The sequence below is a fragment of the Nonomuraea marmarensis genome, from assembly GCF_043197025.1.
GTDB lineage: Bacteria > Actinomycetota > Actinomycetes > Streptosporangiales > Streptosporangiaceae > Nonomuraea > Nonomuraea marmarensis.
The window spans coordinates 88,749-115,368 of record NZ_JBICRM010000019.1; the positions used below are offsets into that span (position 1 = coordinate 88,749).

A 26,620-nucleotide genomic window follows, 5' to 3' on the forward strand; every position below is an offset into this window, starting at 1 on the left:
GGCGCCTGTGCGGGCTCGTTCGTGGCGCAAAACCCATCCTGTACGGCAGAGCCAAGGTCACCCCACCCGCCGCACGTGGCGCGTGACTTCCAGGGTGACGCCCGCTGACCCGCACATGGCCGGCCGCCGCAACGGCACCACGGTCAACTTCCTGTTCATCGAATGCGTATTTGTCCATATTGCCGGATTGAACTCGGCGCAAGACTCATGCCGTACAACAGTGCGTCAACACCGCCATTGGGCCTCACAACCCGAGGCCACTGAAAGGGTCAATCATGACGAAGCGCATCCTCACCGTCCCCGGCCTCGCGCTTGCCACAGCTTTGGTCGCCGCCTCCTTCACCCCTGCCATGGCGCAGGCGAGCACGGAGACGAGCAGTGACGTGTACCTGGCGGCCACGCTCTCGGGCAAGAACGAAGTGCCCGCCCCCGGGGTGAAGGTCGGTGACAAGAACGGCAGCGCGATCGCCGTGTTCCGCATTCATGGCAAGCAGGTCGACTACGCCATCCGGTGGCAGAAGGTGGCCGCTCCGACGGCGTTCCACATCCACCAGGGCAAGGCCGGCAAGAACGGCGACGTCAAGATCCCGTTCTTCGGCGAGGCGCTGCCCGGCAATCTCAGCGCCGTCAAGGGCACGGTCACGGTCAAGGACTCCGGGCTGCTCAGGGGGATCAGCAGCAACCCCAAGGGCTGGTACGCCAACCTGCACACGAGTGAGTTCCCCGGCGGCGCCGTACGCGCTCAGCTGCACCGGATCCACCCCGTGTCGCTCGAGTCGGTGCTGGCCACCGGGTCGCACTCCACGATCACCGCGTCGGCCGACGGTCGCCAGGAGGTCCCGGCGCCCGGCACGAAGGTCGGCGACAAGAACGGGCGCGCGGCGTGGCTCATCTGGGTGAGCGGCACCCAGGTGCACTTCGCCACCGCCTGGAAGAACATCGCCGCGCCGACCAACGGCCACATCCACCGCGGCGTGAAGGGCAAGAACGGTCCGGTGGTGGTGGACTTCTTCGCTGCCAAGAACGGCCTGCCCGCCGGCATCAACGGCATCGCCGGCACCGGCAAGGCCTCGGCCAAGGTCGCCAGCGGCATCAGGCACAACCCCAAGGGCTGGTACGCCAACCTGCACACCTCCGAGTTCCCCGGCGGCGCGGTCCGCGGCCAGCTCTACAAGGGCGGCTGGTAGAAACCACTCGAACGCGCCGGTGCGGGCCTGGCCCGCACCGGCGCGTTCGCCGCTCTCGTATGTGTTGTGCGGGCCAAAACCGGGCCTGCCGCGGGTTCCCCTTCGGGGTCCCGCGCAGGTCCGGTCGCGGCACAAAACCTCCATCCTGTACGGCGGAGCCAAGGTCACGCCGACCGCCGCACGTGGCGAAGGGCCTCCAGGGTGACGCCCGCTGACCCGCACGTGGCCGGCCGCCGCAACGGCGCCCTTCTTCACCGTCCGAGCGGTAAAGCGCTCTCCACCGAGACGGTCGGCTCGAGTGGGACCGCAGCAGGTGGTTGGGCTGCGTGCCTGTTTCCAGTCTGGAAGACTCCATAGCCGTGGATCGGGTCTACATCGCCGAAGTCATCATCCCTCCAGAGAAGGAGGAGAAGATCCGCAAGAAACACGACTGTACCGGTGATGACGTGCGCGAGGCCCTGATCTACGGGATGGACGTCGTCGCAGAGTGGGTCGACGACGATATACACGGCGAGCGCGTTGAGGCGAAAGCCGTGTTCTGGAACGGCCGTCCGTTCGTGGCGTACCTTGATCCACGCAATCCGAATGATCCAAATGAGGGGACGTTCGTTCTCCGGACTGCCTTCGTCAAGTCGTAGGCATGGGAAGGGATTCTGGGCATGATGGCTGATGTGAGCGACGAACTGACATACAGGCAGGCTGCTGACCGCTTGGCCCAGAGAGGCACGGCACAGTGTCCGGAACGTCCGCGGCGCGCAGTAGAGATCACCTACCGTGAGAACGCTGATGGGACCTGGACTGCTACGTCGCCACAGCTCCGACGCCTACGAGAGCATGGGCGATGCCTGCCGGATGTCGAGCGACTTGTGGAGGCTCGCCTAAGCGGCTGGATTGACCCGGAAGTGCTGATTTACCGTGTTGTATATCCACTCCCGGAAGCGGCGGCCACGTCATTGCCAGGCATACTTTCGATCACCGAACATGTGTCTGGCCCACTGAGAGTGACTGTCGGTGGCACCCAACGACAGAAGCCGCGTCTCAGCTCAGGGCGCATCTCGCGCCGGGCAAGTGCGTGATGGAAGCCTTCATTGTGCTGTGCGACGCAGCTCAACACGATGTCGCAAGCGGGAAGATCAACGTTCTTGGTGGTGATTGGTCCGTCACGGATGCCAGGCCGACACAGACCGCAGTCGCCATGTTCATCAGACTGAGTTGGGAGGAGGCCACTGAAGGACGGTCGTTCACCCTGCGTCTTGTGGATGACACGGGCAAGCAGGTTCGCATAGGCGAGCCGGGAGAGGAACGCCCGATCGAATACGGTGGCACCCTCCAGCTCAACGAGTCCGCAGCCGACACGGATCCGGCCGCCAAGCTGGTGGATGTGCACAACAGCTTCGCCGTCACTGTGCCGGAGCTCCCATTGGAGCCTGGCAGACGCTATGTCTGGGAGGTCAGAACAAGCGGTGAGTTGCTTTCCTTGGTCGCCTTCGCTGTTCGAGAAGCACCGCCTTCGCCTACGGACGTCTAGGCAGCCCTCCCGCTCCTCTGTGAGGCTTCCTGACGGTCACATCGATAAGATTCTTTGAGTTCGTGCGGGTGACCGTCCCGGATCCCGTGTGGGCTCTGTTCAATGGGGCACAAACCCATCCTGTACGGCGGAGCCAAGTCGCGCCAACCGCCGCACGTGGCGAAGGTTCAACGACGAAAACGCCCAGCTGAAGCAGCGGCCCCAGTAAGCTGCGGCTTTTGTGAGCGCTTCCCGTTGGTTCGCTGTCGCTGCCTGATATGCAGAGCCGGGTGCAGGGGATATGGTTCATGGCCGGCCTCGCCGCGGGACAGATGAACGACATGCAAAGGGCCTGGACTCAATGAATTATTCGGCCTGCGGCTCCTCGTAAGGTATGCGGTTCAGGTGCAAGATCTCGCCCAGCGTCCCCCACTCGTCGCTGCCGAGCTTGGTCAACGGGCGCAGCCGCTCGGCGTCAGGCCGGCCGTTGACGAGGTAGTTCTCGTGCACTGCCGCAAGGAAGACCCTGCCGAAAACCAGGGTGGAGTTGCCCATGCGCAGAGTGGTGTGCGAACGGCACTCTAGGACAACGGGAGAGGCGGCCACCCGGGGCGGCCGCACATGACGGCTGGCTTCGCGTTCGATTCCCGCGAAGCCGAATTCGCTGACGGACCGAGGGAAATCGGTGGCGGTGGCGTTGATCAGGTGCAGCAGCGGTTCGGAGGTGAGGTTGACGACGAACTCTCCGGTGTCCTCGACATTGCGCAGGGAATCCTTGCGGCCGATCGAGGTGAACTGCACGATCGGCGGATCAGTACTGGCGATGCTGAAGAAAGAGTGCGGAGCGAGGTTCTCCACCGATCCGTCGGGTGTGACGGTGGAGACCCACGCGATCGGACGCGGAACGACAACCGAGGTCATGAACCGGAAGAAAGCCGCCCCGCCCATGGCCTCGGGATCGAAGTCGACGCGCATAACGTTTAGTATTCATCATGCTTACACTGTGTAGTGGCCGCCACGCGGACAGCGCGGGCATGCTGGGACGGTCGGTGTGGTGGTTAGCCGGGGAGCAGTGCCAACAATCATGGCCAGGTTCCAACTACCGCGTCTCGGCTCAGCACGACGACTGCCCCCTGAAGCATCCAACCGGCCAGCAGAGTCGTAGTCGTCTCGGACAGTACCCCACAGACGCTCACCAACTGGTCACGCAAGCACAGCGCCTGCGTCGCCGCCTCCCGGGAGCGCTACGACGCCCGCCAGGCCACCGCGGGCACGCCGGCCCTGGCCCAGCGTGCCGCTGTCTGACCATCAGGCCTGCTCCCGCCCAGGCGGCAGCTCAGGCTCGGTGGGTTCGGGCTCGGTGGGTTCGGCTTCCGGCGGTCGGGGTTCGGCTCGCGATGGCTGCGCCGGTTCGGCTTGCGCCGGCTCGGGTTCGGACGAGGGCTCGGGTCCCGCCGGTTCCGGTCCCGCCGGTTCCGGTACGGGCGGCGCAGATCGTGCGGGCCGCCGACCGACCCCCCGTACCAGCGAGACCACCACCCGCCCCATACTCCCGATCAGCAACGGCACCAGCAGCACCCCGATGAAGATCGGGGAGGCCATGTAGCGAAAGTCCTGCGCCGAGATGTTGGCCAGAATGGCGAGCTGCTGCCCGGCCACCACAGCCGCCACCCCCACCACATACCGATTTCGCAGCGCCCAGGCAGCCAAGCCCACAGCCAGATAAGACAAGTACGACCACACAGCCCCCCGCCAAAGCACCCAGTCGTACTCAGGAGCCAGAGCTCCAGTCAGCCATGGATCGGCAACCGCATTGAGCTCCAGCGACAACGGCCGCAGCGAAAAAACCCACCGCCCCGGGAAGTCGGCCACCTTCGCGGGCCCCACATACGAGTCGGCGTTCGGCTGCCGCGAGAACCGGTACGTCATCCCCCCGACCGCCAGCGCATCCTGCACCGGCCGCCAGGCGATCGCTCCCCGGCACAACCGGGTGTCCACGATCATCCGAGGGTCGGCCACCAGCAGCCGCGTCCATAGCTCCAACAGCTGGTCGGCATGCGCGTCCGCCGCCTGCCAGCTGAAGTCTCGCCGCCAGATCAGCGGATTGACCGTGTAACAGGTCCCCCCTTCCAACCAGCGCGTCAACGGCGCGACGGAGGCCAGAAGAGCCTCGTCCTGCTTGCTGAACAAATCCGGACGATCCCGGAAAGCGACCGCTATATCGCCAAATGTCGTGTGATAAACGTATGTCTTGGACGGCGCCATGATCCCGAACTGCGGAAACACCAGAGTGGTGAGCAAGAGCGGAAGGGCGGCGGCGAAGGTGCCGACGAGCAGCAACCGTACCCGCATGGTCGTGACGATCACCAGCAGCGCCACGACGGCGACACCCACGACGAGGAAGCCGTTCGCGCGGAACAACCCGAGCGCCGTCAGCAAAACCCCGAGCCCGACCAGCGTGGGCAAGGTGACGGCCCGCCGAGCCGCGATCCGCGCGCAGACCCCCGCGATCGCCACCGCGCAGATCGTGAACGGCACGTCCTTCCACAACGTCACCGAGAACGCCCCCACCGGAGGCGCCAGCGGCATCAGCATCGCGACGACGGTGGTCGCCAGGCGCGGCGCGCCGAGCCTCTTGAGCGACTCCGCCAGGTACGTCAGCGCCAGCGCCATGGCCGTCGTCTGAGCGAACGTGACGGCGCCCAGGTCACCGGTCTTGGTGAAGCTCAGCCACAACAGCGCGTCGTAGGCCACCGAATGATCGCTCACCCACGGCCCGACCAGGGTGTGGCTGAGGTAGAGGACCGAGTCGCGGCTGAACAGGCCGGGGTAGAGCGCCGCCCACCAGCAGGCGAGCACCGCCTGGACGATCAGGAAGGTCGCGAGCGCGACCCACGGCCTGGGCTTCGCAACGGTTGTGGTGTCGCCCATGGTTCCAATCCCGAGTTGCCGGGATAAGCGCTAGAAGTAGCTCACCCCGGACGCCGGCCCCTTGCCGCGGAGCAGCGTCGGCACCGTGACGAGGTGGTAGCCGCGCTTCTTGAGCTCCTTGAGGATGCCAGGCATGGCCTTGACGGTGGCGGGAACCGTGTCGTGCATGAGGATCACGCCGTCGCGCTTGGCCAGCCTGAGGACCGCCGCCTTGATCTTCTTGGCGTCACGCAGACTCCAGTCGAGCGTCGTGCCCGTCCATAAGATCTGCGCGAGGTCCGTCTGATCGGCCAGCCCCAGCACGCGGTCGTCGGTGGCCCCATAGGGCGGCCGGAACATCTTCGGCCGCAGCCCTGTGGCGTCCTCGATGATCTCCTGCGTCGTCTTGATCTCGTCGAGGATCTCGTCGTCGAGCAGCGACGGGAGCCGAGCGTGAGAATAGGTGTGGTTGCCGATCGCGTGCCCCTGCGCGAGCGTCTTCCTGGCGATCGCCGCATGCTTCTCCACCTGCTTGCCCACCAGGAAGAAGGTGGCCTTGGCACCCTCCTTCTTGAGCGCCTTGAGCAGGGTGGGCGTCCCGGCCCCCGGGCCGTCGTCGAACGTCAGTGCCAGGCACTTGACCCGGGCGCAGTCGACGGTCGCCTGGGCGGGCAGCGAGGTCAGCGAGGTCATGGCCAGCGAGGCCGCGAGTAGGGCGTGAATCACCACATCCGACAGCCTAGAGCCAACAGAACGGCCTAACGTCTCTTTCCGGACACCAGTCGGGCACGCAGGAACAACGTCACGCCCTTGAGCGACTTGACCGGCAGGTACCTTTCCGCCCGTACGATCGCCGACAGGCCCGCGTTGACCAGGAGCGGCGTCTTGCGCAGGTCGCTGCCCTGGGATCGGCGGCGGTGGCGTACCACGAGGGGGCGGAGCAGCACGTTCCAGCTCCAGACGTGATCGACCTCCAGCCCGGCCCGCTCGACCACGACGGTCAGCGACTCGCGGGCGTAGCGGCGTACATGGCCGACGGCGTCGTCGTGGGCCGACCACAGCGCCATGTCGCACGGCACCGCGATCAACGCGTGCCCGCCCGGCGCGAGCACCCTGGCGATCTCCTCGGCGACCAGGTGGTCCTCGCGAATGTGCTCCAGCACGTCGAAAGCGGTCACCAGGTCCACGCTCCCCGGCTCGAACGGCAGCGCCCGAGCATCCGCCCGGACCGCCTTGAGCCCGCGTTTCCTGGCCATCTCCACCGCCGTCTCGCAATTGTCGGTCGCCGTCGCGTCCCAGCCCGCCTCGACCAGCACCCTGGTGTTCCCGCCGCCCGCGGCGCCGACGTCCAGCGCCCGCCCGGGACGGCCCAGCCCGCGCAGCTCCCTGCGCAGGATGGCCCGGCGCTCGCGGTACCACCAGTGGGTGTCCTCGAGCGCGATCAGGCGGCGGATCTCAGTGCTTTCCATAGCTCCTCGTCCGGGAGAAGGCCCAGCGGATCAGGGTGAGCAGGCAGTACGTGGCCACGACCGCGCCGACCTCCACCAATCGCCCGGCGCCGGCGGGCACCGCGAGCACGGCCGTGGTGGTGAGCGCGTAGGTGAGCACGAAAAGCGCCGCCGCGCGGAAATGCATCGCGGTACGTCTGGCCCACCGGCGATTGGCCTCGATGGTGACGATCCCGGTCAGTACGAGCGCACCGAGATTCGTCATCTCCGGCGACCACATTTCACGCAGCGGAAGGTAAGTGAGCGCGTACAGGATTCCGGAAAGAACGCCTACCGCGGCGAACGGCGGAAACACCGTCCGGCGCCTGGCGACCATCGCGTCCGGATGCGTGGGCGTCGGCTCGGACCTGGCCACCTCGACGCGGGCCCGGCCCAGCGACATCGACCAGGCGACCCTGGCCAGCCCCTTCAGGTCGTCGATCGCCGTCCTGACGATCCGCACGCGGGAGTCGAGGTCCTCGATCCAGTCGACGGGCACCTCGTGCACGCGCAGCCCGTTGTGCTCGGCCAGCAGGAGCAGCTCGGTGTCGAAGAACCAGGAGTCGTCCTCGATCTTGGCCATCAGCGGCCTGACCACGTCGGTCCTGGCCGCTTTGAAGCCGCATTGGGCGTCGCTGAACCGTACGCCGAAGCCGTACCTGAGCAGGGTGTTGTAGCCGCGCGAGACCACCTCGCGGCGCAGCGAGCGGCGGGTGCGCGCGCTGTGCGCCAGCCGGGTGCCGACGGCGATCTCGGAATGTCCGCTGGCCACCGACGCGACCAGCGGGAACAGGGCGCCGAGGTCGGTGGAGAGATCGACGTCCATGTACGCGACGATGTCGGCCGGGCTGTCCTGCCAGGCCGCCCGCAACGCCGCGCCCCGGCCGCGGATGTCGAGCCTGCGGGCGTGTACCCGCTCGAACTCCCCGGCCAGCGTGGTCGCGACCGGCCAGGTGGCGTCGGTGGAGCCGTTGTCCACGATCGTGATGCGCCACGGCAGCGGGAAGGCGCCGTCGAGGAACCCCGCCAGCGTCCGCACGCAGCCCGGCAGCGCACGCTCCTCATTGAGCACGGGGATGACGATGTCGACACTCGCCAGTCCGGTGCCGGTGTCGAGAACGCGGGGGCGCGGCTCCATGGCGGCACGCGTGTCCATAGAATCCCCTGATCTCGCTCGTGGCCGTGGGTCCACGGAAATGGTGCTGGGGACGTCCGGAGGGGCGCGTGCTGTTTCTCTTCACCATTCCACGAACGGGGAATTCCTTTACCGTCCGGCGAGCTGATAAACCGAGGACGTCGCGTTCCGGAACCGCAACCGGGCAAATTCCCCCAGTTCCGGATTTATTCCGGTGAAAAGCCATTTAACGCCATATTTCCGGGCGAGATGCCGGACGTTCTCCGTCGAAGGCGCCCGGAACACCGCATCGTTCGCCGCCAGCCGCGCCGGGTCCGCGAACGGCACCCCCAGATACGACGTCACGAACAGCTCGGTCCTGGACTGCGTGCTCTCGGCGTACCCCCACCCCTCCACCAGCACCCGCCGCTCGCTGAACCCCGACACCCAGAAATGCCTGCTGTCGCACAGACGCCATCCGGGGAAACGGCAGTGCAGGTCGGTGGCCACCACGTCGCCGGGCGACGAGTGCTCGCGCAACCACCTCCCCGCCTCCAGCGCCCCCTTGGGGATCAGCCGCTCCCGTCTCTCCTCGTCGGGCATGACATGCCCGACCACCTCCCGTACAGAGGCCGGAACGCCGTATCCCGCCAGCAACGCCACCACGGCCAGCACGAACCCGCGCCGCCACAACACCAGCGCCCCCACCCCGAGCACCAGGTACGGCACCACCACCGCCCCACCGGAGACCTCGACCGCCGAGGCGACCACGGCGGCACCCGCGCCCAGCACCACCATGCACCCGACCAGCACCAACGGCTGCCGCCGCGCCGCCAGCACGCCGCACACGGCGGCGATCGACAGGTAGGGCCGGGCACTTTCCAGGAAGTACAGCTGCGAGTCCGCTGGATGCCCCAGCAACACGACCGCGCCGATCCCCGCCAGGCCGATCCCGACCAGGAGCAGCACGGGCGGATCCAGCACCCGAGCCCCCAACCCCGCCACCCCGCCCCACACGCAGGCCAGGCAGAACAGGTGCACCACGGTCAGCACCACCAGCGGCCCCACCGACACGGACGCCAACTCAGGCATCCGGACACCCGCCACCACCCCCCAGAGCGCCCGCATCGTCGCAAACGGCGCGACGGCCATCCCCTGAGCCCCCCGCCCGAAGACCACCAAATGCGCGACCAGCAGACAGACCATCGTGATCACCGCGGGCACTGCCCACTCCCGCCGCAACCCCCGCACGACCAGCACCAACACCAACCCGGCGAGCAGCAGCGGCAGGAATGTGGCCTTAGCCCCGGTCAACGCCAGTAGCAGAAGAGCCAGCACCACCCAGCCCCGCCGCCTGCCGGCAAGCAAAAGCACCACGGGAGCGAACAACAAGGCCCCGAACGTCTGCGTAGGACTGGCCCAAGCGGTGAACATCGACCGCGACGGAAAAACCACTCCCTCCTGAAGCACCGGCCCGAACAGGAAGTACGTCACCCCCACCGCCGCGACCCCGGCCCCCCACCGCCCGCCCAGCCGCCGCCCGATCACCGCGACCAGCACCACCATGGCCGCCATCATGGGCAACGTGGACAACCGGTAGACCAGCGTGGTCGGCTCGATCCCGGTGACCCAGCTCGTGGCGGCCATCTCGGCATAGACGAACCAGTGGTACGAAAGCCGCTCACCCAGCACGGTCGGCAGCGTCGGCGGCAGGTGGTTCTTGATCTCGCCGACCAGCGCCAGATGGTACGGCATGTCCACGTACGCACCGGCGATCGGCACCCGATACAGGTGGAGCGTGCTCCACGTGATCAGATAACCGACCACCCCCGCGAGCGCCCAGGCACACCACCCTGGCATGCGCTCCTTGGCGACGTCACCCCGCCAGTGCCGCCGCAGCCCGGGCACCGCGATGAAGGTCCCGATGACGATCATGTGTGGGACCAGGACGAGCAACGGCACCCCGGCCGCCCGCGCGGGAATGTAGGCCAGCACCTCGACCGCGTACCCGAGTGCCAGCCCCGCCGCGACGTCCTCGGCCGCCGACCTCCCGCCCCCGGCCAGCGCCCGCCACAACAACGTCCCAGGCAGCGCCACCCCGATCCCGGCATACGCCCCGAAGGCGGCGAGATCGCGCACGGAAACCCCACACCACAGGAACACGACCACGGCACCGGCACAAACCACTGCGGCAGGCACCCACCCGGAGCCCTTCCGCCCTATCGGCAGGCGGGCGGGCGTGAGCTTGGGTGGCGCGAGCGTCATCTGATGACGGTGACCAGCCGTGTGAACTCGGCCGGAAGATCAACCCCATCCCAAACCCGATGGAAGCTCAACGCGCTGCCCACCGGCACCATGCGATCGACCCCGCGTCCGGCCAGCCCCCTGGCCAGCTCCTCCAGCTCGGCCGTGCCGAACCCGAAATGCGTCATCGTCTGATCCCGCCGCTCGACCAGCGCGACCAGCTCCGCCAGCGCCTCCAGCCGGGCATGCGCGAACGTCCCCGCCCCCAGCCACCGCCTCGGTGCGGCGGCCGCGGCGGCCAGCGTCACGTTGGCCAGCGCGTTCCCCCGGAACTCCACACTCTCCGCCAGCCCGTCGGCGGCCAGCCCGTAGGTGGAGACCCGCTTCTCCACGGCCATCGCCGCATCGACCCCCCACCCGCGCACGGTCACCACCCGCTCGACGTGATCGTTGAAGTCGGCCCGGGCGGTCTCGCAGTCGCCCTGCGCCCCCACCCAGAACACGGTTCGCGGCGAGGAGCAGGCCGCCTGGTCGAACCAGTAGGCGTCGTTGACGAACCCCTCGGCCACGGTGACCCGCTGGGCACGCGGCGCGCAGAGCCACGCCGCCGCGCGCACCACGGCGAACGAGGAACGATCGGGAAAGACCAGGTCCCGGGCGTGCGGCGAGAGCGGATGCCGCCGGATCTCGTGCACGGTACGGTCGCCGCCCCACACCACCCGCAGATCGCAGGCCGCCGAGAGCGCGGCGGTGACGGCCTCGGAACGGTCGTAGGAGACGATCCGCTGCGTGGCCGCGATGACCGGATCGGCATGGGCCAGCGCCTCGTGCAGCGTCTCCAGGATGACCTTGGCGACCGCACCCGCGCGGGGCGAGAGGCGTACGACGTTGCGGTTGCCCATCAGCGCCGACAGGGCCCAGGAGTAGACGAAGACGGTGTCCACGTTCGCGGGCGGGATGTGGAAGATCAGGCCGCGCGGGACGCGTACGTGCTCGTTGGCCAGCCCTTCGATCGTCCGGGCCAGCTCGCTGGGCCGCAGGAAGAAGCCGAGCGAGCCGAGCTCGGGGTGCCGCCGCGCCAGCGCGGGGCGCAGCAGCCGCTTCCCGAAGGCCGCCAGGAACTCGCGTACCCGCTCATCACCCATCGCGAGCCCACCGCCCACCTGCCCGAGCAGCACCTCAACGGGCACGGCCGCGGCGGCGGGAAACCGGACCTCCACCGCGGGGCCATCGGGCGTGCTGCGGTCGTCCGGCATCAGCCCTGCCCAAAGGTGTCACTACAACCGCGCGCCTCTGCCTGCGGCAGCCTGCCGAGCACCTCGAACCGCTTCCCCGGCCAGCACCCGTCGTCGACGCCGCGCACCACACCCAGGTCCTCGGTCAGCAGCACGTGGCCCGGGTATGACGTGGGCAACGTGCTGACCACCTCGATCAGCCCCGGCACGCCGGGCGGCGCCTCCCGCCAGGTCTCCGGATCACGGATCACGACATTGGCGAAATCGGGGCAGTAGAGCCCATCCCCATCGGGTCCTTCCAGGAACACGGTCCCGATCTGTTCGACCATCCCGTAGAAGTTGTGCACCCTGGCCAGCCCGCACTCCGCCGCCAGCCGCCGCCGGAACTCGGCATTGTCCACCGCCTGCTCCGTCAGCTTCTTCCACCCTCCGGAGTGGATCAGCACGCCGTGCGACAGATCCGCACCGAGATCACGCAGGTAGAGCCAGGCCATGAAGGTGAACCCGAAGATCAGAAACCGCTCGCCCCCGTGCCGCGCCAGGAACCCCTTGACCGCCTCGGCGTCCACCCGCCCCTGCTCGTCCAGCACGAACGTGTGATCCCGGCCGAAGTTCATCATCCCGAGCACCCCAGCCCCGCGAGCGCTCAACGTCGGGTCGCGCACCACGGATCGGCTGTCGACGACCAGCATCGGCAACCGCCGCTCTCCCAGCACCGATCTGAGCGTGGCCGCCAGCATCCGCGTCTGCGCCGCCGCCGCTTCCCGATCGAGAAAGATCCTGCTCGGCCGCTGCCCGCTGGTCCCACTGGAGGTCAACACCCTGAACACCTGCTCGCCGGGCACGCTACGCAACTCGTGCGTCTTGAACAGCCGCACCGGCAACCACGGCAGATCCACCACCCGCTCATAGGGGGGCGCCGCGCCGATGGCGTCAAGAATCCTCCGGTACGGCAGGCACGCCTCCCGGTGCCGCTCGGTCAACGCCGCCAACTCGCTGACCAGCACCGCTTCCCGCTCAGCCGCCGCCAAGCTGAAAACGCTCACGCCCCGCCCCGCAGGGCCGGTCATGTGCGGGACTCCAGGGCGCGGTAGTCGATCTTGCCGGTGGCCAGCAGGGGCAGGCGTTCGATGCCGCGTACGTCGAACCCGCTCCAGTGCACCCGCAGCTCGGCCCCCAACCGCCGGGCCAGCCCCACGCACCCCGCCGCGTCCAGCCCTTCGGCCCACACCGTCACCCGGTCGTCCCCGCTCGTGGCGGCCACCGGGCCCGCGTCGCGGAGCAGGCGTTCGACGTCGTCCAGGTTGACCCGCACGCCGAAGATCTTGGCGATTCGCTTGAGCCGGCCGGTGATGTAGAGGAACCCCTCCGAGTCCAGCCGGCCGAGATCCCCCGTGCGCAACACCCCGCCCAGGTCATCCCCCCGGGCCAGGTCGGCGGCCGTTTCTGCGTAGCCCATCATGACGTTGGGCCCGTGGTAGACGACCTCCCCGTCGTCGACGGTCAGCCGCCCGCCGGGGATGGCCGGCCCGACCGAGCCGGGCTTGCCGGCGAGCCGGTCCGGCGGCAGGACGGCGATGCGGGCCGTGGCCTCCGTCTGCCCGTACATGACGAAGAACCGATCCGCCTGCCCCGCGAACTCCGTCGCCAGCACCGGGCTGAGCCGCCCGCCCGCCTGCGTGAGCGTGGCGAGCGTCGGGTGCTCGGAGCGGTCGAAGCGAAGGCGGCGCAACATCTCGTACTGGTACGGCACAGCGGCCAGCGACGTGCACCGATGAGCGTCCAGATGGGTCCAGAACGACCGCTCCAGCAGCCCCGCCTCCGTCAGCACCACGGTCGCGCCCGCGGCCAGATGGCTGTTGAGCACCGACAGGCCGTAGCTGTAGTGCAACGGCAGGCTCGTGGGCGCGATCTCGCCGGGGACGATGGACAACACCGTGGCGATGGCGGCGGCGTTGGCCAGCACGGCCTGGCGCGAAAGGCGTACGAGCCTGGGGTTGCCCGTCGAACCCGAGGTGGCCAGCAGCACCGCCAGGTCGGGATGCGGATCGGGAGCGTCGCGGCGGGACGGCGGTGAGCCGTCGGTCGCGTGCGTGAACCCGAGCAACGCGGCAGGCCTGAACCGCCCCGCCAGGTCGGCCAGCGCCCCGGCGGACAGGTCGGGGTCGAGCAGCGCGATCGACCGGCCGGACTGCCACGCGGCGAGATAGCGCAACACCGACGTGAGGTTGTTGCGCATCCCGCAGAACAGCGGCCCGGGCCGCAGCCGGGCCAGCGCCTCCGCGGTGCGGGTGATGTGGTCGTCCAGCTCGTCGCCGGTGAGGCCCTCCGGTTCTCCAGCGACGACGAGCCGGGCTTGTGGGTGTGGGAACAACATCACAACACCAGCCCGCCATCCACACCGATGACCTGGCCGGTGACGAAATCCGCGTCGGGCGAGAGCAGGAACGCGGTGGCGCGGGCGACGTCGTCGGGCCTGCCGAGGCGGCCGAGCGGGGTCGCCGCGACCGTGGCCGTGCGGGCCTGTTCGCCGAGCGTGGAGAGCATGTCGGTCTGGATGTAGCCAGGGGCCACCGCGTTGACCCTGATCCCGGTCGGCCCCAGCTCCTTGGCCGCGGCCAGGGTGAGGCCGATGACCGACGCCTTGGTGGCGGAGTAGACCGCCTGGCCGGGGCCGCCCGCGCGGCCCATGATCGAGGAGACGAGCACCACGGCGGGGCCGGTGCCCCGGCGCAGCAGCCTGAGCGAGGCCTGCAGGGTGTGCGTGGCGCCCATGGCGTTGACCTCGAAGAGCCTGCTGACCGTGTCGTGGCGCATCATGCCGAGCAGGCCGGCCGCGTGGATGCCGGCGTTGATCACCAGGGAGTCGAGTCGGCCGTGTCGCTGGTAGATCTGCCGCATCATGGCCGAGACCACCCCGTAGTCGGCCACGTCGCCGTGGACGGAGTCGGTCAGACCGCCGGTCTCGGCCGCCACCTCGGCGGCGGCCTTCGCGGCCCGCTCCTGGTCGCGGCCGTGCAGCACGACGTCGTGACCGGTCGCGGCCAGCCTGGCCGCGACGGCCCGGCCGATCCCCGAAGTCGACCCCGTGACCAGCGCGACCCTGGCCTCAGACGGCGGCAGCGCCGATGCCATGCTTCTCCAGCAGCCCGGCCGCTTTCGCGAACGAGCTCATGTCGATCATCTCATCGGTGTCGATCATGACGGAGAACTCGTCCTCCATCGCGGCGATCAACGCCATGTGCGCCAGGGAGTCCCACTGGGGGATGGCACGGTATTCGAGGCCGTCGACGTCGGTGTCGGGCGGAAGGTTCAGCGCCATGCGGAAGACGGCCCGCAGGCGATCGAGATGACTCATGATCACTCACTCTCTGTCCTCAGACCACGACGCAGTGTAGCGGCAATCGGGCGCGATGAGAAACCAAGACCCCGTCCCGAGTAATGGAACCGTATAACGACGCGTGGCGAACGTTGATGGCTGGGAATGTCGGATGGGACACGTCAACCGTACAGGGGGAATGATGGACGAATCCAATCACTGGTACGGGCACTCGCGCATACTCGGCAGATACTGTGGCCTCCTGGACGAGGCGCCAAAACGAATCCAAGGATTCCTCCAACACGGATGGAACTATCTCCACGGATTTCCCCCGAACGACCACTGGTGCAGCCCCGGCTATCCCCGTTTCATCTGGTCTGACGTGCTACGCCGCCGAGGCTGGTCGATGGGCAGGAGAGGGCACTATCTCATCGGCGCGCCCTGGATTTACCTCCTTTACCTCGAGCCCGAGCTGGGCACGGTACGCGAACGGAAGGGTACGATCTGGTATCCCTTCCACGGCTGGGAGAAGCATTCCGTCAGGGGTGACCACACTCGGCTCGCCGACGAAATCGGAAATGTCGAGACTGGTCCGGTCACGGTCTGCCTTTATTGGCTGGAATTCGCGAATCCGGACATTCGGCGAGTGTACGAATCCAAGGGCTTCCGGGTCATCTGTCATGGCGAGCGCGGCTCCCGCTGGGAGGGAACGGGACGCGACTTCCTGCGCAAGCAACTGGCCGCGTTGCGGCGCCACCGGAAGGTGGCCTCCAACCGGCTCGGCAGCGCCCTGTTCTACGGCGCCTCGGTGGGGTGTGAGGTGGCCGTGTACGGGGATCCGATGCAGTTCGAGGACGAGCGTCCCGAGTACGGCGGCACGGCGCGCCGGCAACGGCTCTGGCCCGAACTGCACGGCACGAGCGTCGATCCCGGGCTGGCGGCGGAGGTGGCGCGGCGCGAGCTGGGATTCGAATATCAGGCGACACCGGAGGAGCTACGGCGAATGTTCGGTTGGAAGCGGGTGCGCGCATGAATGAGGCACCCGAGAACGTCCGGTTGATCGGCGGGGAGATGCTGCTGTGGTCCGACATGTCCAATATGGGCGGCATAACGGACTGGCGGGGCGCGGCACTGGAGCTGATCAACCGGATGATCCCGGAAAGCGGCAGGGTGTTGCTGGTCGGGCCGCATCCGCAGCTGCTGGTGGACGACGTGGTCGCGCGGGCGCCTACCGCCGCCGTGCTGCTGCGCTCCTACCCTGACGCCTGTGCTCTCGGCGAACGGCATCCGGAGCTGGAGGTGTTCTGCGGGCGGCTGGAGGTGTTCCACGCGGAGGAGCCGTATGATCTGGTGCTGGCGCTCGACGGGCTGTCGCGCACCCATTCCGCCGAGGCGCCCGCCGCGGCCTGGATCGAGTCGCTCGACGCGCTGGCCGCCCTGGTCGCGCCCGGCGGGCGGCTGGCCCTGGGCGTACGCAACGACCTGGGTGTCGACCGGTTCCTCGAGGCCAGGCCCGCAGACAGGGAGGGCGCCGACGACCAGTGGGCGCCGCACGGCTTCGACCCGAGTTACCCCAGCGGGCCCGGGGCGCTCGACGGCGGGCTGGAGTCCGCGGGGCTGAGCGTGCAGCGGTGCTACGCGGCCTACCCGGGCAGGCAGGCGCCGCGGGCGTTGCTGGCCCGCGAGGCGCTGGCGTTCGACCTGCCGGAGGCGCTCACGTTCCCGCTGAGCGCGAGGGGCGGCGATCGGATGCTGGTGGCCGACCCGCTGCGGCTGACCCGCCTGGTGTTCAGGCACCGCCTGGGGGAGGAGCTCGCCCCGCTCTGGCTCGCCGTGGCCACCCGCCCGCCGCACCACGACCCGGCCGAGGAAGAAGGGTTGCCGCTCGGGCTCATCGAGGAGGGCGCGGCCCTGTACGAGCTCACCCACACAGGCACCAGACGCCTGCCCGACGGCGAGGAACGCCCGATACCCGCGGGCAGGGTGGTCGAGGAGATCCTGGTCGAGGCGTGCGCCCGCGAGGACGTCAGAACGGTACGCGAGCTGCTGGCCGACCTGGCCACCTGGTTGGAGGCGGGCGGCGGCGTGTCGGCCGCGACCGACAGCCTGGTCTACGACGGCGAACGGTTCGCGGCCATCAGCCCGGCGGCGCCACCGGCCACGACACCGGAGCCGCGCGTCGTGTTGTGCCGGATCCTGTGGCGGTTCGCGGTCAGACTGCTGGCGGCCGGACACCACCACCCGTGGCCGTGGCCGCTGGAGGCCGACCAGCTCACGCTGACCCTGTGCGGCATGGCGGACCGCCCGTGCGACCCGGGCGACCTCGACCTGGCCCGGAAGCTCGACGCCGAGCTCGGCCAGCCCGCCGAGCTGGCCGAGCAGGCGCCCACCTACCGCGACCTGCTCGGCTCCCGCGACCGCCTGGCCGACCAGCTCACCGCCGCCCTGGCCCGGATCTCGCGGCTGGAGACCAAGCTCTCCTACCGTGAACGCGAGCTGGTCAGGGCCAAGGCCAAGCTGAGAAGGACCCAGCGCAAGGCCACCGCCTACCGCAGAACCCTCGGATACCGCCTCTCCCGCCGCCTGGCCCGGCCCCGCAAGGTCGCCCGCCGATTCATCCGCCTCCTGTCCGGCTGACCAAGATGAGCTGACCAAGATGAGGAGTGAATGCATGTGCCGGTTCTTTCGGTGATCGTCCCGTTCTACAACGTCGAGAAGTACATCGGACCCTGCCTGGACTCCATCGCCGCCCAGACGCTGGCGGACCTGGAGGTGATCTGCGTGGACGACGGCAGCGGCGACGGAGGCCCCGCCGTGGTCGCGGCCAGGCAGTCGGCCGACCCCCGGATCAGCCTCATCAGGCAGGACAACCAGGGCGTCGGCCGGGCCCGCAACGTCGGCGTACGGCACGCCATGGGCCACTACCTGGCCTTCGTGGACGGTGACGACACCGTGCCGCGCAACGCGTTCAAGAACCTGGTGTCCTCGCTCCAGTCCACCGGCTCCGATCTGGCCTGCGGAAACGTCATGCGCCTGCACAACAACCTGCTCATCCCGTCGTGGGCGCACCGGGAGGCGTTCGCCAGGCCGATCAAGGGCACCCACATCACCCGCCACCGCCTGCTGATCCGCGACCGCATGTTGTGGAACAAGGTCTACCGCCGCTCCTTCTGGGACGAGCTCGGCCTGAGCTTCCCCGAGCGCATGTACGAGGACCAGCCCGTCGCCATGGCCGCCCACGTCGGTGCGCGCGCCGTGGACGTGCTGGCCGGGATCGTCTACCACTGGCGGCAACGCGACGAGCCGGCTTCCTCGATCACCCAGCGCCGGCTGGAGCCGGGCAACCTGCGTGACCGCCTGCTGTCGGTGCTGGAGACGTCCGCCCTGCTCAGCAGGGGAGCGCCCATGCTCAAGCCGGATTTCGACCGCGACACTCTGGACATCGACATGGGCGTGGCCGTGGAGGCCATGGCCACCATGGGACCGCTGGTGGACCGTGGGCTGCTCGACCTGATCGTCCGTTATCTCGACGGCGTGTCGCGCGAGGCGTGGCAGAGCATCCCGTTCGAGCACCGCCTCCAGGTGCACCTGCTGCACCAGCGCCGCCTGGACGAGCTGGCCGAGGTCTTCCACCAGGCCCGCACGGGGCGGTTGCAACCCCAGGTCAGTTCGGCCGGGTTCCTGCGAAGACGCTGGTACGGCACGCACCCGTCGATGCCGGCCCACCTGTCCGAGATCTCCCAGGAGCTGGGTCTGACGGCCAGGCTGGTGAGCCTCGACTGGCGGGACGGCGTGCTCAGGGGCGCGGGCCGGGTGTCCGTCGGCAGGTTCGACGTGGGCGCGTTGCGGCGGGTGCGCGTACGCGTCTGGATGGAGGAGCGCAGGACCGGCGAGACCGTGCAGCTCTCCGACGCGGACACCGCGGCCACCTGGGAGAGCGTGGAGCAGGAGGGCGGCGGCACGCATCCGGAGCACGCGTTCCCGTTCCGGTTCGGGTTCGATCCGGCCGTGTTGTCGGGCGCGCAGCTCGCCCGGCGGGGTCACTGGGACCTGCGGATCCAGCTCAGGAGCCAGGGGCTGAAGCTCGACGGCAGGGTGGCCGGGCCGCGCTGGTCGCCGCCCCTGGTTCCGGCGCCGCGGCGCAGGTCGGGCGTGTGGCTGGTGCCGGTGCGCAATGCCAGGGGCGCCTGGGGCGTACGGCTGCGCCGGGCCCAGGCGGTCATCGGCGAGTGCCGGGTGGACGGCGGGGACCTGCTGTTCTCGGGGAAGATCTCCGACGTCGGCGACGGCGAGCCGGTGCTCAGGCTGAGACGCAGGAGCGACGGCGAGGAGATGTACTTCCCGGTGGCGCTGGCGGGCCGGGACTTCCACGCCCGCGTGCCGCTGGCCGACATCGACGAGAGCGTCGGCCTGGAGTCGTGGTGGGAGGTCGTCATCGACCAGGGCAAACCCATCCGCCCGCTGGTACGCACCCGGGGCCGCCCGGTCGCCACCGTCGCGGACCGCCGCTTCCTGGTCGACCGGGCCGAGGACGGCTGCCTGCTCCTCGCCGAACGCTGATCAGGCCCCTGATGAATCAAGCAAGGATGCCTGCGAGCGTCTCCACGACCTGCTCCTGCTCGACATAGGACAGGCCGGGGAAGAGCGGCAGCGACAACTCCTCGGCGTAGTACGCCTCGGCCCGCGGGCAGAGCCCACGCCGGTAACCCAGGTCCTCGAACACCGGATGCCAGTACGCCGGGAGGTAGTTGACCTGCACCCCGATCCCGGCGGCCCGCATGCGTTCGTAAACTTCGCGTCGGCGACCGCCGAGGATCCGGACCGGATACAGGTGCCAGCTCGGCGCCACGTACGCCCGCTGGGCAGGCAGCCTGAGGCCGGGCACATCGCGCAGCAGCGTGTGGTAGCGCGCGACCAGCTCCGTCCTGCGCGCCCTGAACCGCTCCAGCCGCCGCAGCTGGCTGAGCCCGAGCGCGCACAACACGTCGGGCAGCCGGTAGTTGAGCCCGAACTCGTGCACCTCCTGATGCCACCCGCCCTCGCCGGGATGGCGCTGCTCGGCGGGCTCCCTGACCAGGCCGTGGTTCCGGAAGCGAGCGGCCAGCCCGAGCCGCTCGGGGTCGGCCGCCGCCACCGCCCCGCCCTCCGCCGTCGTCACGGTCTTGGTCGGGAAGAACGAGAACGTCGTCAGGTCCGCCAGCGCCCCCACCGGCCGGTCCTTGTACGCCGACCCGATCGAATGCGCCGCGTCGCTCATCAGCAGCGCGCCGGCCCGTTCCGACACCGTGCGCAGCTCGTCGTAGTCGGCCGGATGGCCCGCGTAGTCCACCGCGGTGATCACCCGCGTCCGGGGCGTGATCAGTGCCGCGGCGGCGTCCGGATCGAGGTTGCCGGTGTCGTCCTGCACGTCGGCGAAGACCACCCGCGCGCCCAGCAGCGCGGCCGTGGCGGCGGTGGCCACGAACGTCAGCGGCGACGTCACCACCTCGTCGCCCGCCCGCACCCCGGCCGCCACGTAGGCGACGTGCAGCGCCGCGGTGCCCGAGGTGACCGACACGCAGGGCACGCCGCCCGTCCACCGGGCCAGCTCCGCCTCGAACCGGGCGACCGCGGGCCCGGTCGTCAGCCAGTCGCCGCGCAGCACCTCGGCCACCGCCTCGACGTCGGAGTCCGCGATCGACTGCCGTCCGTAGGGGAGCATCAGCCGGCCACCATGTCGCGCAGGTCGTCCACCGAGAGCCACTGGTCGTTGGTGTCGGAGCGGTAGGCGAAGCCCTCGGGCAACTGCTCGCCGGTGCCCGGCGGCGCGTAGCCCCAGGTGGCGATCGTCGGCTGGACCACGTATCGGTCGGCCAGGCGCAACGTCCTGCGGCCGTCGTCCGGCCCGATCATCTCCTCGTGCAGCTTCTCGCCGGGTCGGACGCCGATCTCGTAGATCGAGTTGTTCGGTGCCAGGGCCTCTGCCAGGTCGGTGATGCGCATGCTGGGGATGCGCGGCACGTACAGCTCGCCGCCCTGCATCAGGTCGAACGAGTCGACCACGAACCTGACGGCCTGGTCGAGCGTGATCCAGAACCTGGTCATGCGCTTGTCGGTGATCGGCAGGCCGCCGCCCTGCTCGGCCAGCCGCTGGAAGAACGGCACCACCGAGCCCCTGCTGCCCACGACATTGCCGTAGCGGACGACGGCGAAGCGGGTCTCGTGCGCGGCGGCGTAGTGGTTGGCCGACACGAACAGCTTGTCGGCGACCAGTTTCGTGGCGCCGTACAGGTTGATCGGGCTGGAGGCCTTGTCGGTGGAGAGCGCGACCACCTTGCGTACGCCGCAGTCGATCGCGGCCTCCACGACGTTCTGGGATCCGGCGACGTTGGTGCGGACGTACTCGAACGGGTTGTACTCGGCCGTGTCCACCTGCTTGAGCGCCGCCGCGTGGACCACGTGGTCGACGCCGTGCATGGCGCGGGTCAGCCGGTCGCGGTCCCTGACGTCGCCGATGAACCAGCGCAGCCGCTCGTCGTCGCCGAAGAGCTGCCTGAGCTCGTACTGCTTGAGCTCGTCTCGGGAGAAGACCACCAGGCGGCGCACCCCGAGCGAGTCGAGCGAGTGGCGGATGAAGGCCTTGCCGAAGGACCCCGTTCCCCCGGTGACCAGAATGGACGATCCACTGAGAATGCTCACGTGGCCCCCTGAAATCGCGCTTGCGCGCTGTCGTCGTTCAAGCAGCCGGTAGCATAGCGCGATCGGTCAGCGACGCACGGTCACACAGGGGAATGGGGCTTCGGTGCGTATTGTCGGAATTATTCAAGCTCGTATGGGCTCCACGCGGCTGCCGGGGAAGGTGCTGCGGGAGCTGGGCGGCCGTTCCGTGCTGGGGTGGGTGGTCCGGGCCGTACGCGAGGCGCACGCGCTCGACGACCTCGTGGTCGCCACCACGACGGAGGCGGCCGACGACGCGGTGGTCGCCGAGTGCCGCCGGCTCGGCGTGGCGTGGTATCGGGGGCCCGTGGACGACGTGCTGACGCGGTTCATGGAGGCGATGGCGGGGCGGGAGGGGGAGGCGGTGATGAGGTTCACCGCGGACTGCCCGTTGCTCGACCCCGCCGTGATCAGGGAGGCGGCGCTGGTCTTCCGCGCCGTTCCCGGGCTCGGCTACCTGAGCACCAGCCTGGCGCGCACGCTGCCGCGCGGGCTGGACGTGGAGATCGTCAGCCGGGGAGCGCTGGAGCGGGCCGACGTGGAGGCGGTCGCCTACCATCGCACGCACGTGACCTCCTACGTCTACCGGAATCCCGGTGACACGCGGCTGCTCGGGCTGGCGTACCTGCCGGTCGCCGACGATCTGCGGGTCACGCTCGACACCGAGGACGACTGGCGGCTCATCTCCCGGGTGGTGGACGGGCTGGGCGACCGGTGCGTGCCGGTCAGGACGCTGGTGAGCTGGCTGCGGGCCCGGCCCGAGGTGCGCGAGCTCAACGCCCACGTGCGGCAGAAAGCACTGCAAGAGGCGTGATAGTCGGATTCCGGTGCGATGCCGGGGCCGCGAGCGGGGCCGGGCATCTGGTGCGTTGCGTGGCGCTGGCCGAGGAGCTGCGGGCCCGGGGCGTCGAGGTGGTCTTCCTCGGCGATGTGTCCGGCTCGGAGTGGGCGCGGGCGCAGTTGCGGGAGCGCGGGTTCCCGCTGGTGGCCGCCCCTCCAGCACCGGTACGGCTGGCCGCGCTGGCTCGCGAGCTCCGCCTGGACGCCGTGGTCCTCGACTCCTACCACCTGCCGCAGGACACGGGGGCGGTGCTGAGGGACGCGGGGTTCCCGGTGCTGGCGATCGTCGACGGCGACCCGCTGGGCCAGGAAGCCGACCTCTACCTCGACCAGAACCTCGGTGCCGAGCACCGCGACTTGCCATTGAGCCGGCGCCTGGCGGGGGCGCGTTACGTGTTGCTGCGTGACAGTGTGCGGCGGCGCAGGCGGGCGCCGCGAGCAGGCCCGGTGCCACGCGTGTTGTGCTTCTTCGGCGGCACCGACAGTGCCGGCGTGGCCCCCGCCTGGGCCGAGGCGCTGCGGGCGACCGGGGTGCCGTTCCAGGGCACGGTGGTCAGCCCGGCGCCGTTCGCGGCGGGCGGCCCGATCACCGTGATCCCGCCGACCGACCGGCTGCCCGAGCTCATGGCCGGCGCCGACCTCGTGGTCACCGCGGCCGGATCGGCCGTCTGGGAGCTGCTCTACCTGGGCGTGCCGACGGCGCTGAGCTGGGTGGCGGACAACCAGCTCATCGGCTACCGGGAGCTCGTCGGCCGGGGGGCGGCGGCCGGGCTCGGGCGCGCGCCCGGAGCGGACGCCGTCGACCTGCTCGCCCGTCTGCTCACCCATCCCGCCGTCCGCGAGGAGCACGGCAGGCGGGGCGGCGGCCTGGTGGACGGCAAGGGCAGGGAACGCGTCGCCGACGCGCTCCTCAAGCTTCCTTAGATCAGATCCCAGGTCAGCGGGGTGCCGAAAGGCACGTCCCGGATGAAGTGCCGGCCCATCACGTCGGCGGCGGCATCGGGCGGCAACCCACCCGTGGGCCGGATCGACCGTACGTTGTCCGGGGTCACCGGCTCGCCCGCGCGCACGTCGCGCACCACGTACAGGGACCGGCGGAAGCGCAGACCTTCGCGCTCCGAGTCGCGCGGCCCGATCACCGGGCTCCCCAGCGACTGCCAGGCCCGCTCACTCTCCACCACCAGTGCCGCCAGCTCGTCCGGCTCCAGCGAGAAGGCCGCGTCCACCCCGCCTTCCGCCCGCGACCTGGTGACGTGCTTCTCGATCAGGCAGGCGCCCAGCGCCACCCCGGCCAGCGCGGCGCCCAGCCCCGGCGTGTGGTCGGAGATCCCGACGACCTCCCCCGTGAGCGCGGCCAGCAGCGGCAACGCCCGCAGGTTGCTCTCGGCGGGCGAGGCCGGGTAGGAGGCCGTGCACGACAACACGGCGAGCCGGCTGCAACCCGCCTCCCTGGCCGCGGTCACGGCGGCGTGGATCTCACCGGCCGATGCCATCCCCGTGGAGATGATCAGCGGCTTGCCCGTGGCCGCCGCCAGCCTGATCAGCGGCAGGTCCACGATCTCCGAAGAAGCGATCTTGTACGCCGGCACGCCGAGCTTCTCCAGCAGCTCGACGGCGGTCGGGTCGAAGGGCGAGGAGAAGGCGACGAGCCCATGGGAACGCGCCCGGTCGAAGATCGGCTCGTGCCACTCCCAGGGCGTGTGGGCACGTTCGTAGAGCCGGTAGAGGCTCTCGCCGCCCCACAACGCGTGCTCGTCGCCGATCCGGAACGCGGGCCCGTCACAGTCGACGGTCAGCGTGTCGGCCCGGTAGGTCTGCAGCTTCAGCGCGTGCGCGCCGGCCGCCGCCACCGCGTCCACGATGGCCAGCGCCCGCTCCAGGCTCCCGTTGTGGTTGCCGGACAGCTCGGCCACGACGTACGGCGGATGCTCCGGCCCGATCGGCCGCCCCGCGATGGAGATCATGCCTGCTCCTTCCTCAGTTGGATGGCCACGACGTCGCGCGGCACACCGTCCACGTCCCGCTGGTACACGCCGACCTCCGCGAACCCGAACCGCCGGTGCAACAGCCTGACCGGCTGGTTGTCGGCCAGCACCTCACCGCGCAACAGCGTCGCGCCGAGCGGCCCGAAGGCGTGCTCGATGGCCGCCCGCTCCAGCCCGACCCAGGCCCGCAGCAGCGTCCCCGACCGCTCCAGTCCGTCCAGGTCCAGGTAGAAGCCCCAGGAGGCGGTCTTGGTGTGCAGCCCCGAGTAGGTCACCACGCCGGCGGCGCTGCCCTCGTGGTCGTAGATCAGCACGAGCTTGGCCGCGTCGGCGCGGGCGGCCGCCCACCAGCGGGCGTGCTCCTCCTCCGCGATCTCGTGCGTGGTGAAGCTGGACGCGCGCACGCGCGGGTGGTTGCGCCAGCGGCGCATGACCGGCAGGTCATCGTCCCGGACGTCTCTCAGCACTGTTTTCCCAATCCCCCTACTGATGGTGCTCAGACAATTGCACAACGTAGCGGATTATGCGTCCGGTAAAGAGCTGATCAGGAACAGGGAATCCGCCTGGCAGCCGGGGCATGCTGCCCTCGAACCATCCCGAGCCAAGGAGCCATTCGGAATGATCCCCCTGCTCAGCGTCGTCGTCCCGGTCTACAACGTGGAGCCGTACATCACCGAGTGCCTGAAGTCGCTGGCCGCGCAGACCCTGGACGACCTCGAGGTCATCCTGGTCGACGACGGCTCGGCCGACGGCAGCCGGCGTGCGGCCGAGGACTTCGTCGAACGAGACAGCCGCTTCGTCCTGATCGAACAGCGCAACCTCGGCCCTGGGCCGGCTCGCAACGCGGGCATCAGGCAGGCGCGCGGCACGTACCTGGCCTTCGCGGACAGCGACGACGTCGTGCCGCCCGGGGCGTACGAGCTGCTCGTCGGCAAGCTCGCGGAGACCGGCTCGGACCTCGCGTGCGGCGCCGTGCGGCGGCTCGTGGACGGCGAGCCGGCGGAGTCGATCCTGCACGAGAGGGTGTTCCGGCGGCCCGAGCTGTGCACCCACATCACGGACAAGCAGGTGCTGGTCAGGGACCGCACGGTGTGGAACAAGGTCTACCGGCGCGACTTCTGGGAACGCAACGGCCTGGAGTTCCCCGCGGGCATCTACGAGGACGTGCCCGTCGCCATGCAGGCGCACGTGCTGGCCACCAGCGTGGACATGGTGGGCGAGGTGGTCTACCACTGGCGCAGGCGCGACGAGGGGGAGATCTCGATCACGCAGCGCAGGTCCGAGCTGCCCAACCTGTGGGAGCGGCTGGCGGCCATTCGCGCGGTCCGTACCTTCCTCGACGAGCGGGCGCCCGAGCTGCTCGACGGCTTCGACGCGCTGGTGCTGGAGAAGGACATCGTGTTCCTGTTCAAGGCGCTGGAGGAGTGCGAGGAGAGCGGGCCGCTGCTGGAGCTGGCCGATGCCTGGGTGGCCTCGCTGGGCGCGAACGTGCTGGCCACCGCCCCCTCCCTGCGCCGCCTGGAGCTGCACCTGCTCGGGCGCGGCCTGGTCGAGGAGCTGCGCGCGGTGCGCCAGTTCCGGCGTACCCGCGAGGACGTCCCGCGCATCGTGCCGCGCGGGCTGCGCGACACCAACTGGTACGGCGACTACCCCTTCTTCCGCGACCGCCGCCTCAGGATCCCCGACGACGTGTACGACGCCCGCGACGAGCTCAAACTGATCGCCCGGGTCGAGGAGTGCGAGTGGACCGGCACCGAGTTCCGCGTACGCGGGCACGTGTCGATGCACCGCGTCGACCGCAAGATCGGCAAGCTGGCCCTGTGGCTCAGCGACGGCCGCCGCCGGGTCCCCCTGGAGGTGCGGCGCGCGGGCCGCCATGGCGTCGTCGCGGCCGTCGACCCCGCCCGGCTCGACGGCGGCGGGCCGAGCTGGCGACTCGGCGTACGCGCCGAGACCCGGGGATTCGTGCTCAAGGGGTGGTGCAGGGACGGCGACGCGAACTCCGCGTGGCGGTTTTCCGTGCCGGGTTGGTCAAGAAGCGGCATGGACATCACCCAGTAGTTCCAGACAGTAATCGTTCTGGCGCGATGCGTGGC

General features: G+C 69.6%; 24 protein-coding genes. 9 read left to right on the forward strand and 15 right to left on the reverse strand.

Translation table 11 applies throughout. The annotated features are described in order from the left end of the window. Positions 1-275: 275 nt before the first annotated feature. From ACFLIM_RS28565 to ACFLIM_RS28575, 3 genes are all read left to right on the forward strand, one after another. A complete protein-coding gene (locus ACFLIM_RS28565) occupies positions 276-1,187 on the forward strand; it encodes a CHRD domain-containing protein (protein WP_393170592.1) in 912 nt (303 codons plus the stop codon). Between the two features lie 326 nt (positions 1,188-1,513). Then, positions 1,514-1,825, forward strand: coding sequence for a hypothetical protein (locus ACFLIM_RS28570; protein WP_393170593.1), 312 nt, complete (start codon positions 1,514-1,516; stop codon positions 1,823-1,825). Positions 1,826-2,262: 437 nt separating this feature from the next. Next, positions 2,263-2,715: a DUF6941 family protein gene (locus tag ACFLIM_RS28575; protein ID WP_393170595.1), complete on the forward strand. Its 453-nt coding sequence runs from the start codon at positions 2,263-2,265 to the stop codon at positions 2,713-2,715. Positions 2,716-3,060: 345 nt separating this feature from the next. Here ACFLIM_RS28575 and ACFLIM_RS28580 read toward each other — a convergent pair whose 3' ends face one another. From ACFLIM_RS28580 to ACFLIM_RS28630, 11 genes are all read right to left on the reverse strand, one after another. After that, complete coding sequence (locus ACFLIM_RS28580) at positions 3,061-3,669, reverse strand: flavin reductase family protein (RefSeq protein ID WP_393170596.1); 609 nt, start codon at positions 3,667-3,669, stop codon at positions 3,061-3,063. A 333-nt stretch (positions 3,670-4,002) separates the two neighbouring features. Then, positions 4,003-5,625 carry a hypothetical protein gene (locus ACFLIM_RS28585; protein WP_393170598.1) on the reverse strand — a complete coding sequence of 541 codons (1,623 nt, stop codon included), beginning with the start codon at positions 5,623-5,625 and terminating at the stop codon, positions 4,003-4,005. A 30-nt stretch (positions 5,626-5,655) separates the two neighbouring features. Beyond that, the gene (locus ACFLIM_RS28590) at positions 5,656-6,333 is read right to left on the reverse strand and encodes a polysaccharide deacetylase family protein (protein ID WP_393170601.1); all 678 of its coding nucleotides are present in this window, start codon (positions 6,331-6,333) and stop codon (positions 5,656-5,658) included. 29 nt (positions 6,334-6,362) lie between these two features. Then, on the reverse strand, positions 6,363-7,073 hold the full coding sequence (locus ACFLIM_RS28595) for a class I SAM-dependent methyltransferase (protein WP_393170603.1): 711 nt from the start codon (positions 7,071-7,073) through the stop codon (positions 6,363-6,365). Continuing rightward, positions 7,060-8,247 (reverse strand): glycosyltransferase, encoded by a 1,188-nt coding sequence (locus tag ACFLIM_RS28600; protein ID WP_393170605.1) that lies wholly within the window; start codon positions 8,245-8,247, stop codon positions 7,060-7,062. Before ACFLIM_RS28600 ends, ACFLIM_RS28595 begins: the two co-directional genes overlap by 14 nt. Before the next feature lie 108 nt (positions 8,248-8,355). After that, positions 8,356-10,344: a hypothetical protein gene (locus ACFLIM_RS28605; RefSeq protein ID WP_393170607.1), complete on the reverse strand. Its 1,989-nt coding sequence runs from the start codon at positions 10,342-10,344 to the stop codon at positions 8,356-8,358. A gap of 122 nt (positions 10,345-10,466) precedes the next feature. Further along, positions 10,467-11,705 carry an acyl-CoA reductase gene (locus ACFLIM_RS28610; RefSeq protein WP_393170609.1) on the reverse strand — a complete coding sequence of 413 codons (1,239 nt, stop codon included), beginning with the start codon at positions 11,703-11,705 and terminating at the stop codon, positions 10,467-10,469. After that, positions 11,705-12,730 (reverse strand): LuxE/PaaK family acyltransferase, encoded by a 1,026-nt coding sequence (locus tag ACFLIM_RS28615; RefSeq protein ID WP_393170611.1) that lies wholly within the window; start codon positions 12,728-12,730, stop codon positions 11,705-11,707. Before ACFLIM_RS28615 ends, ACFLIM_RS28610 begins: the two co-directional genes overlap by 1 nt. Before the next feature lie 20 nt (positions 12,731-12,750). Continuing rightward, positions 12,751-14,061, reverse strand: coding sequence for an AMP-binding protein (locus ACFLIM_RS28620; RefSeq protein WP_393170613.1), 1,311 nt, complete (start codon positions 14,059-14,061; stop codon positions 12,751-12,753). Next, entirely contained in the window at positions 14,061-14,819 is a 759-nt protein-coding gene (locus tag ACFLIM_RS28625; RefSeq protein ID WP_393170615.1) for an SDR family NAD(P)-dependent oxidoreductase, read from the reverse strand. The genes ACFLIM_RS28620 and ACFLIM_RS28625 overlap by 1 nt, the downstream gene beginning before the upstream one ends. Next, positions 14,794-15,042, reverse strand: a complete 249-nt coding sequence (locus tag ACFLIM_RS28630; protein WP_393170617.1) for an acyl carrier protein — start codon at positions 15,040-15,042, stop codon at positions 14,794-14,796. Before ACFLIM_RS28630 ends, ACFLIM_RS28625 begins: the two co-directional genes overlap by 26 nt. A gap of 607 nt (positions 15,043-15,649) precedes the next feature. Here ACFLIM_RS28630 and ACFLIM_RS28635 point away from each other — a divergent pair. The 3 genes from ACFLIM_RS28635 to ACFLIM_RS28645 are packed head-to-tail and all read left to right on the forward strand — an operon-like array spanning position 15,650 to position 19,563. Beyond that, a complete protein-coding gene (locus tag ACFLIM_RS28635; protein ID WP_393170619.1) occupies positions 15,650-16,036 on the forward strand; it encodes a hypothetical protein in 387 nt (128 codons plus the stop codon). Further along, entirely contained in the window at positions 16,033-17,640 is a 1,608-nt protein-coding gene (locus tag ACFLIM_RS28640; RefSeq protein WP_393170621.1) for a hypothetical protein, read from the forward strand. The genes ACFLIM_RS28635 and ACFLIM_RS28640 overlap by 4 nt, the downstream gene beginning before the upstream one ends. 36 nt (positions 17,641-17,676) lie before the next feature. After that, a complete protein-coding gene (locus ACFLIM_RS28645) occupies positions 17,677-19,563 on the forward strand; it encodes a glycosyltransferase (RefSeq protein ID WP_393170623.1) in 1,887 nt (628 codons plus the stop codon). Positions 19,564-19,579: 16 nt separating this feature from the next. Here ACFLIM_RS28645 and ACFLIM_RS28650 read toward each other — a convergent pair whose 3' ends face one another. Both ACFLIM_RS28650 and pseB read right to left on the reverse strand, forming a co-directional pair. Continuing rightward, positions 19,580-20,704 (reverse strand): DegT/DnrJ/EryC1/StrS family aminotransferase, encoded by a 1,125-nt coding sequence (locus tag ACFLIM_RS28650; protein ID WP_393170625.1) that lies wholly within the window; start codon positions 20,702-20,704, stop codon positions 19,580-19,582. Beyond that, positions 20,704-21,681: a UDP-N-acetylglucosamine 4,6-dehydratase (inverting) gene (gene pseB, locus ACFLIM_RS28655; RefSeq protein WP_393170627.1), complete on the reverse strand. Its 978-nt coding sequence runs from the start codon at positions 21,679-21,681 to the stop codon at positions 20,704-20,706. Before pseB ends, ACFLIM_RS28650 begins: the two co-directional genes overlap by 1 nt. A 103-nt stretch (positions 21,682-21,784) precedes the next feature. Here pseB and ACFLIM_RS28660 point away from each other — a divergent pair, with 103 nt between their 5' ends. After that, a complete protein-coding gene (locus tag ACFLIM_RS28660; protein ID WP_393170629.1) occupies positions 21,785-22,513 on the forward strand; it encodes a cytidylyltransferase domain-containing protein in 729 nt (242 codons plus the stop codon). After that, complete coding sequence (locus ACFLIM_RS28665; RefSeq protein WP_393170631.1) at positions 22,510-23,463, forward strand: PseG/SpsG family protein; 954 nt, start codon at positions 22,510-22,512, stop codon at positions 23,461-23,463. Before ACFLIM_RS28660 ends, ACFLIM_RS28665 begins: the two co-directional genes overlap by 4 nt. On the opposite strand, the gene pseI is transcribed toward ACFLIM_RS28665, so the two are convergent. Together pseI and ACFLIM_RS28675 are read right to left on the reverse strand one after the other, a co-directional pair. After that, complete coding sequence (gene pseI / locus ACFLIM_RS28670; protein ID WP_393170633.1) at positions 23,460-24,503, reverse strand: pseudaminic acid synthase; 1,044 nt, start codon at positions 24,501-24,503, stop codon at positions 23,460-23,462. The two genes, ACFLIM_RS28665 and pseI, sit on opposite strands and share 4 nt — an antisense overlap. Beyond that, positions 24,500-24,991, reverse strand: a complete 492-nt coding sequence (locus tag ACFLIM_RS28675) for a GNAT family N-acetyltransferase (RefSeq protein WP_393170635.1) — start codon at positions 24,989-24,991, stop codon at positions 24,500-24,502. Before ACFLIM_RS28675 ends, pseI begins: the two co-directional genes overlap by 4 nt. Before the next feature lie 151 nt (positions 24,992-25,142). On the opposite strand from ACFLIM_RS28675, the gene ACFLIM_RS28680 reads away from it, so the two are divergent. Next, positions 25,143-26,585, forward strand: a complete 1,443-nt coding sequence (locus ACFLIM_RS28680) for a glycosyltransferase family 2 protein (RefSeq protein ID WP_393170636.1) — start codon at positions 25,143-25,145, stop codon at positions 26,583-26,585. Positions 26,586-26,620: the final 35 nt, after the last annotated feature.

Bases quoted from the DNA above. Each gene is read 5' to 3' on its own strand.
- ACFLIM_RS28640 (WP_393170621.1), top strand. From the start codon at position 16,033: ATGAATGAGGCACCCGAGAACGTCCGGTTGATCGGCGGGGAGATGCTG.
- ACFLIM_RS28610 (WP_393170609.1), bottom strand. From the start codon at position 11,705: ATGCCGGACGACCGCAGCACGCCCGATGGCCCCGCGGTGGAGGTCCGG.
- pseI (WP_393170633.1), bottom strand. From the start codon at position 24,503: ATGATCTCCATCGCGGGGCGGCCGATCGGGCCGGAGCATCCGCCGTAC.
- ACFLIM_RS28650 (WP_393170625.1), bottom strand. From the start codon at position 20,704: ATGCTCCCCTACGGACGGCAGTCGATCGCGGACTCCGACGTCGAGGCG.
- ACFLIM_RS28630 (WP_393170617.1), bottom strand. From the start codon at position 15,042: ATGAGTCATCTCGATCGCCTGCGGGCCGTCTTCCGCATGGCGCTGAAC.
- ACFLIM_RS28580 (WP_393170596.1), bottom strand. From the start codon at position 3,669: ATGCGCGTCGACTTCGATCCCGAGGCCATGGGCGGGGCGGCTTTCTTC.
- ACFLIM_RS28620 (WP_393170613.1), bottom strand. From the start codon at position 14,061: ATGTTGTTCCCACACCCACAAGCCCGGCTCGTCGTCGCTGGAGAACCG.
- ACFLIM_RS28600 (WP_393170605.1), bottom strand. From the start codon at position 8,247: ATGGACACGCGTGCCGCCATGGAGCCGCGCCCCCGCGTTCTCGACACC.
- ACFLIM_RS28575 (WP_393170595.1), top strand. From the start codon at position 2,263: ATGGAAGCCTTCATTGTGCTGTGCGACGCAGCTCAACACGATGTCGCA.
- ACFLIM_RS28595 (WP_393170603.1), bottom strand. From the start codon at position 7,073: ATGGAAAGCACTGAGATCCGCCGCCTGATCGCGCTCGAGGACACCCAC.
- ACFLIM_RS28625 (WP_393170615.1), bottom strand. From the start codon at position 14,819: ATGGCATCGGCGCTGCCGCCGTCTGAGGCCAGGGTCGCGCTGGTCACG.
- ACFLIM_RS28565 (WP_393170592.1), top strand. From the start codon at position 276: ATGACGAAGCGCATCCTCACCGTCCCCGGCCTCGCGCTTGCCACAGCT.
- ACFLIM_RS28585 (WP_393170598.1), bottom strand. From the start codon at position 5,625: ATGGGCGACACCACAACCGTTGCGAAGCCCAGGCCGTGGGTCGCGCTC.
- ACFLIM_RS28680 (WP_393170636.1), top strand. From the start codon at position 25,143: ATGATCCCCCTGCTCAGCGTCGTCGTCCCGGTCTACAACGTGGAGCCG.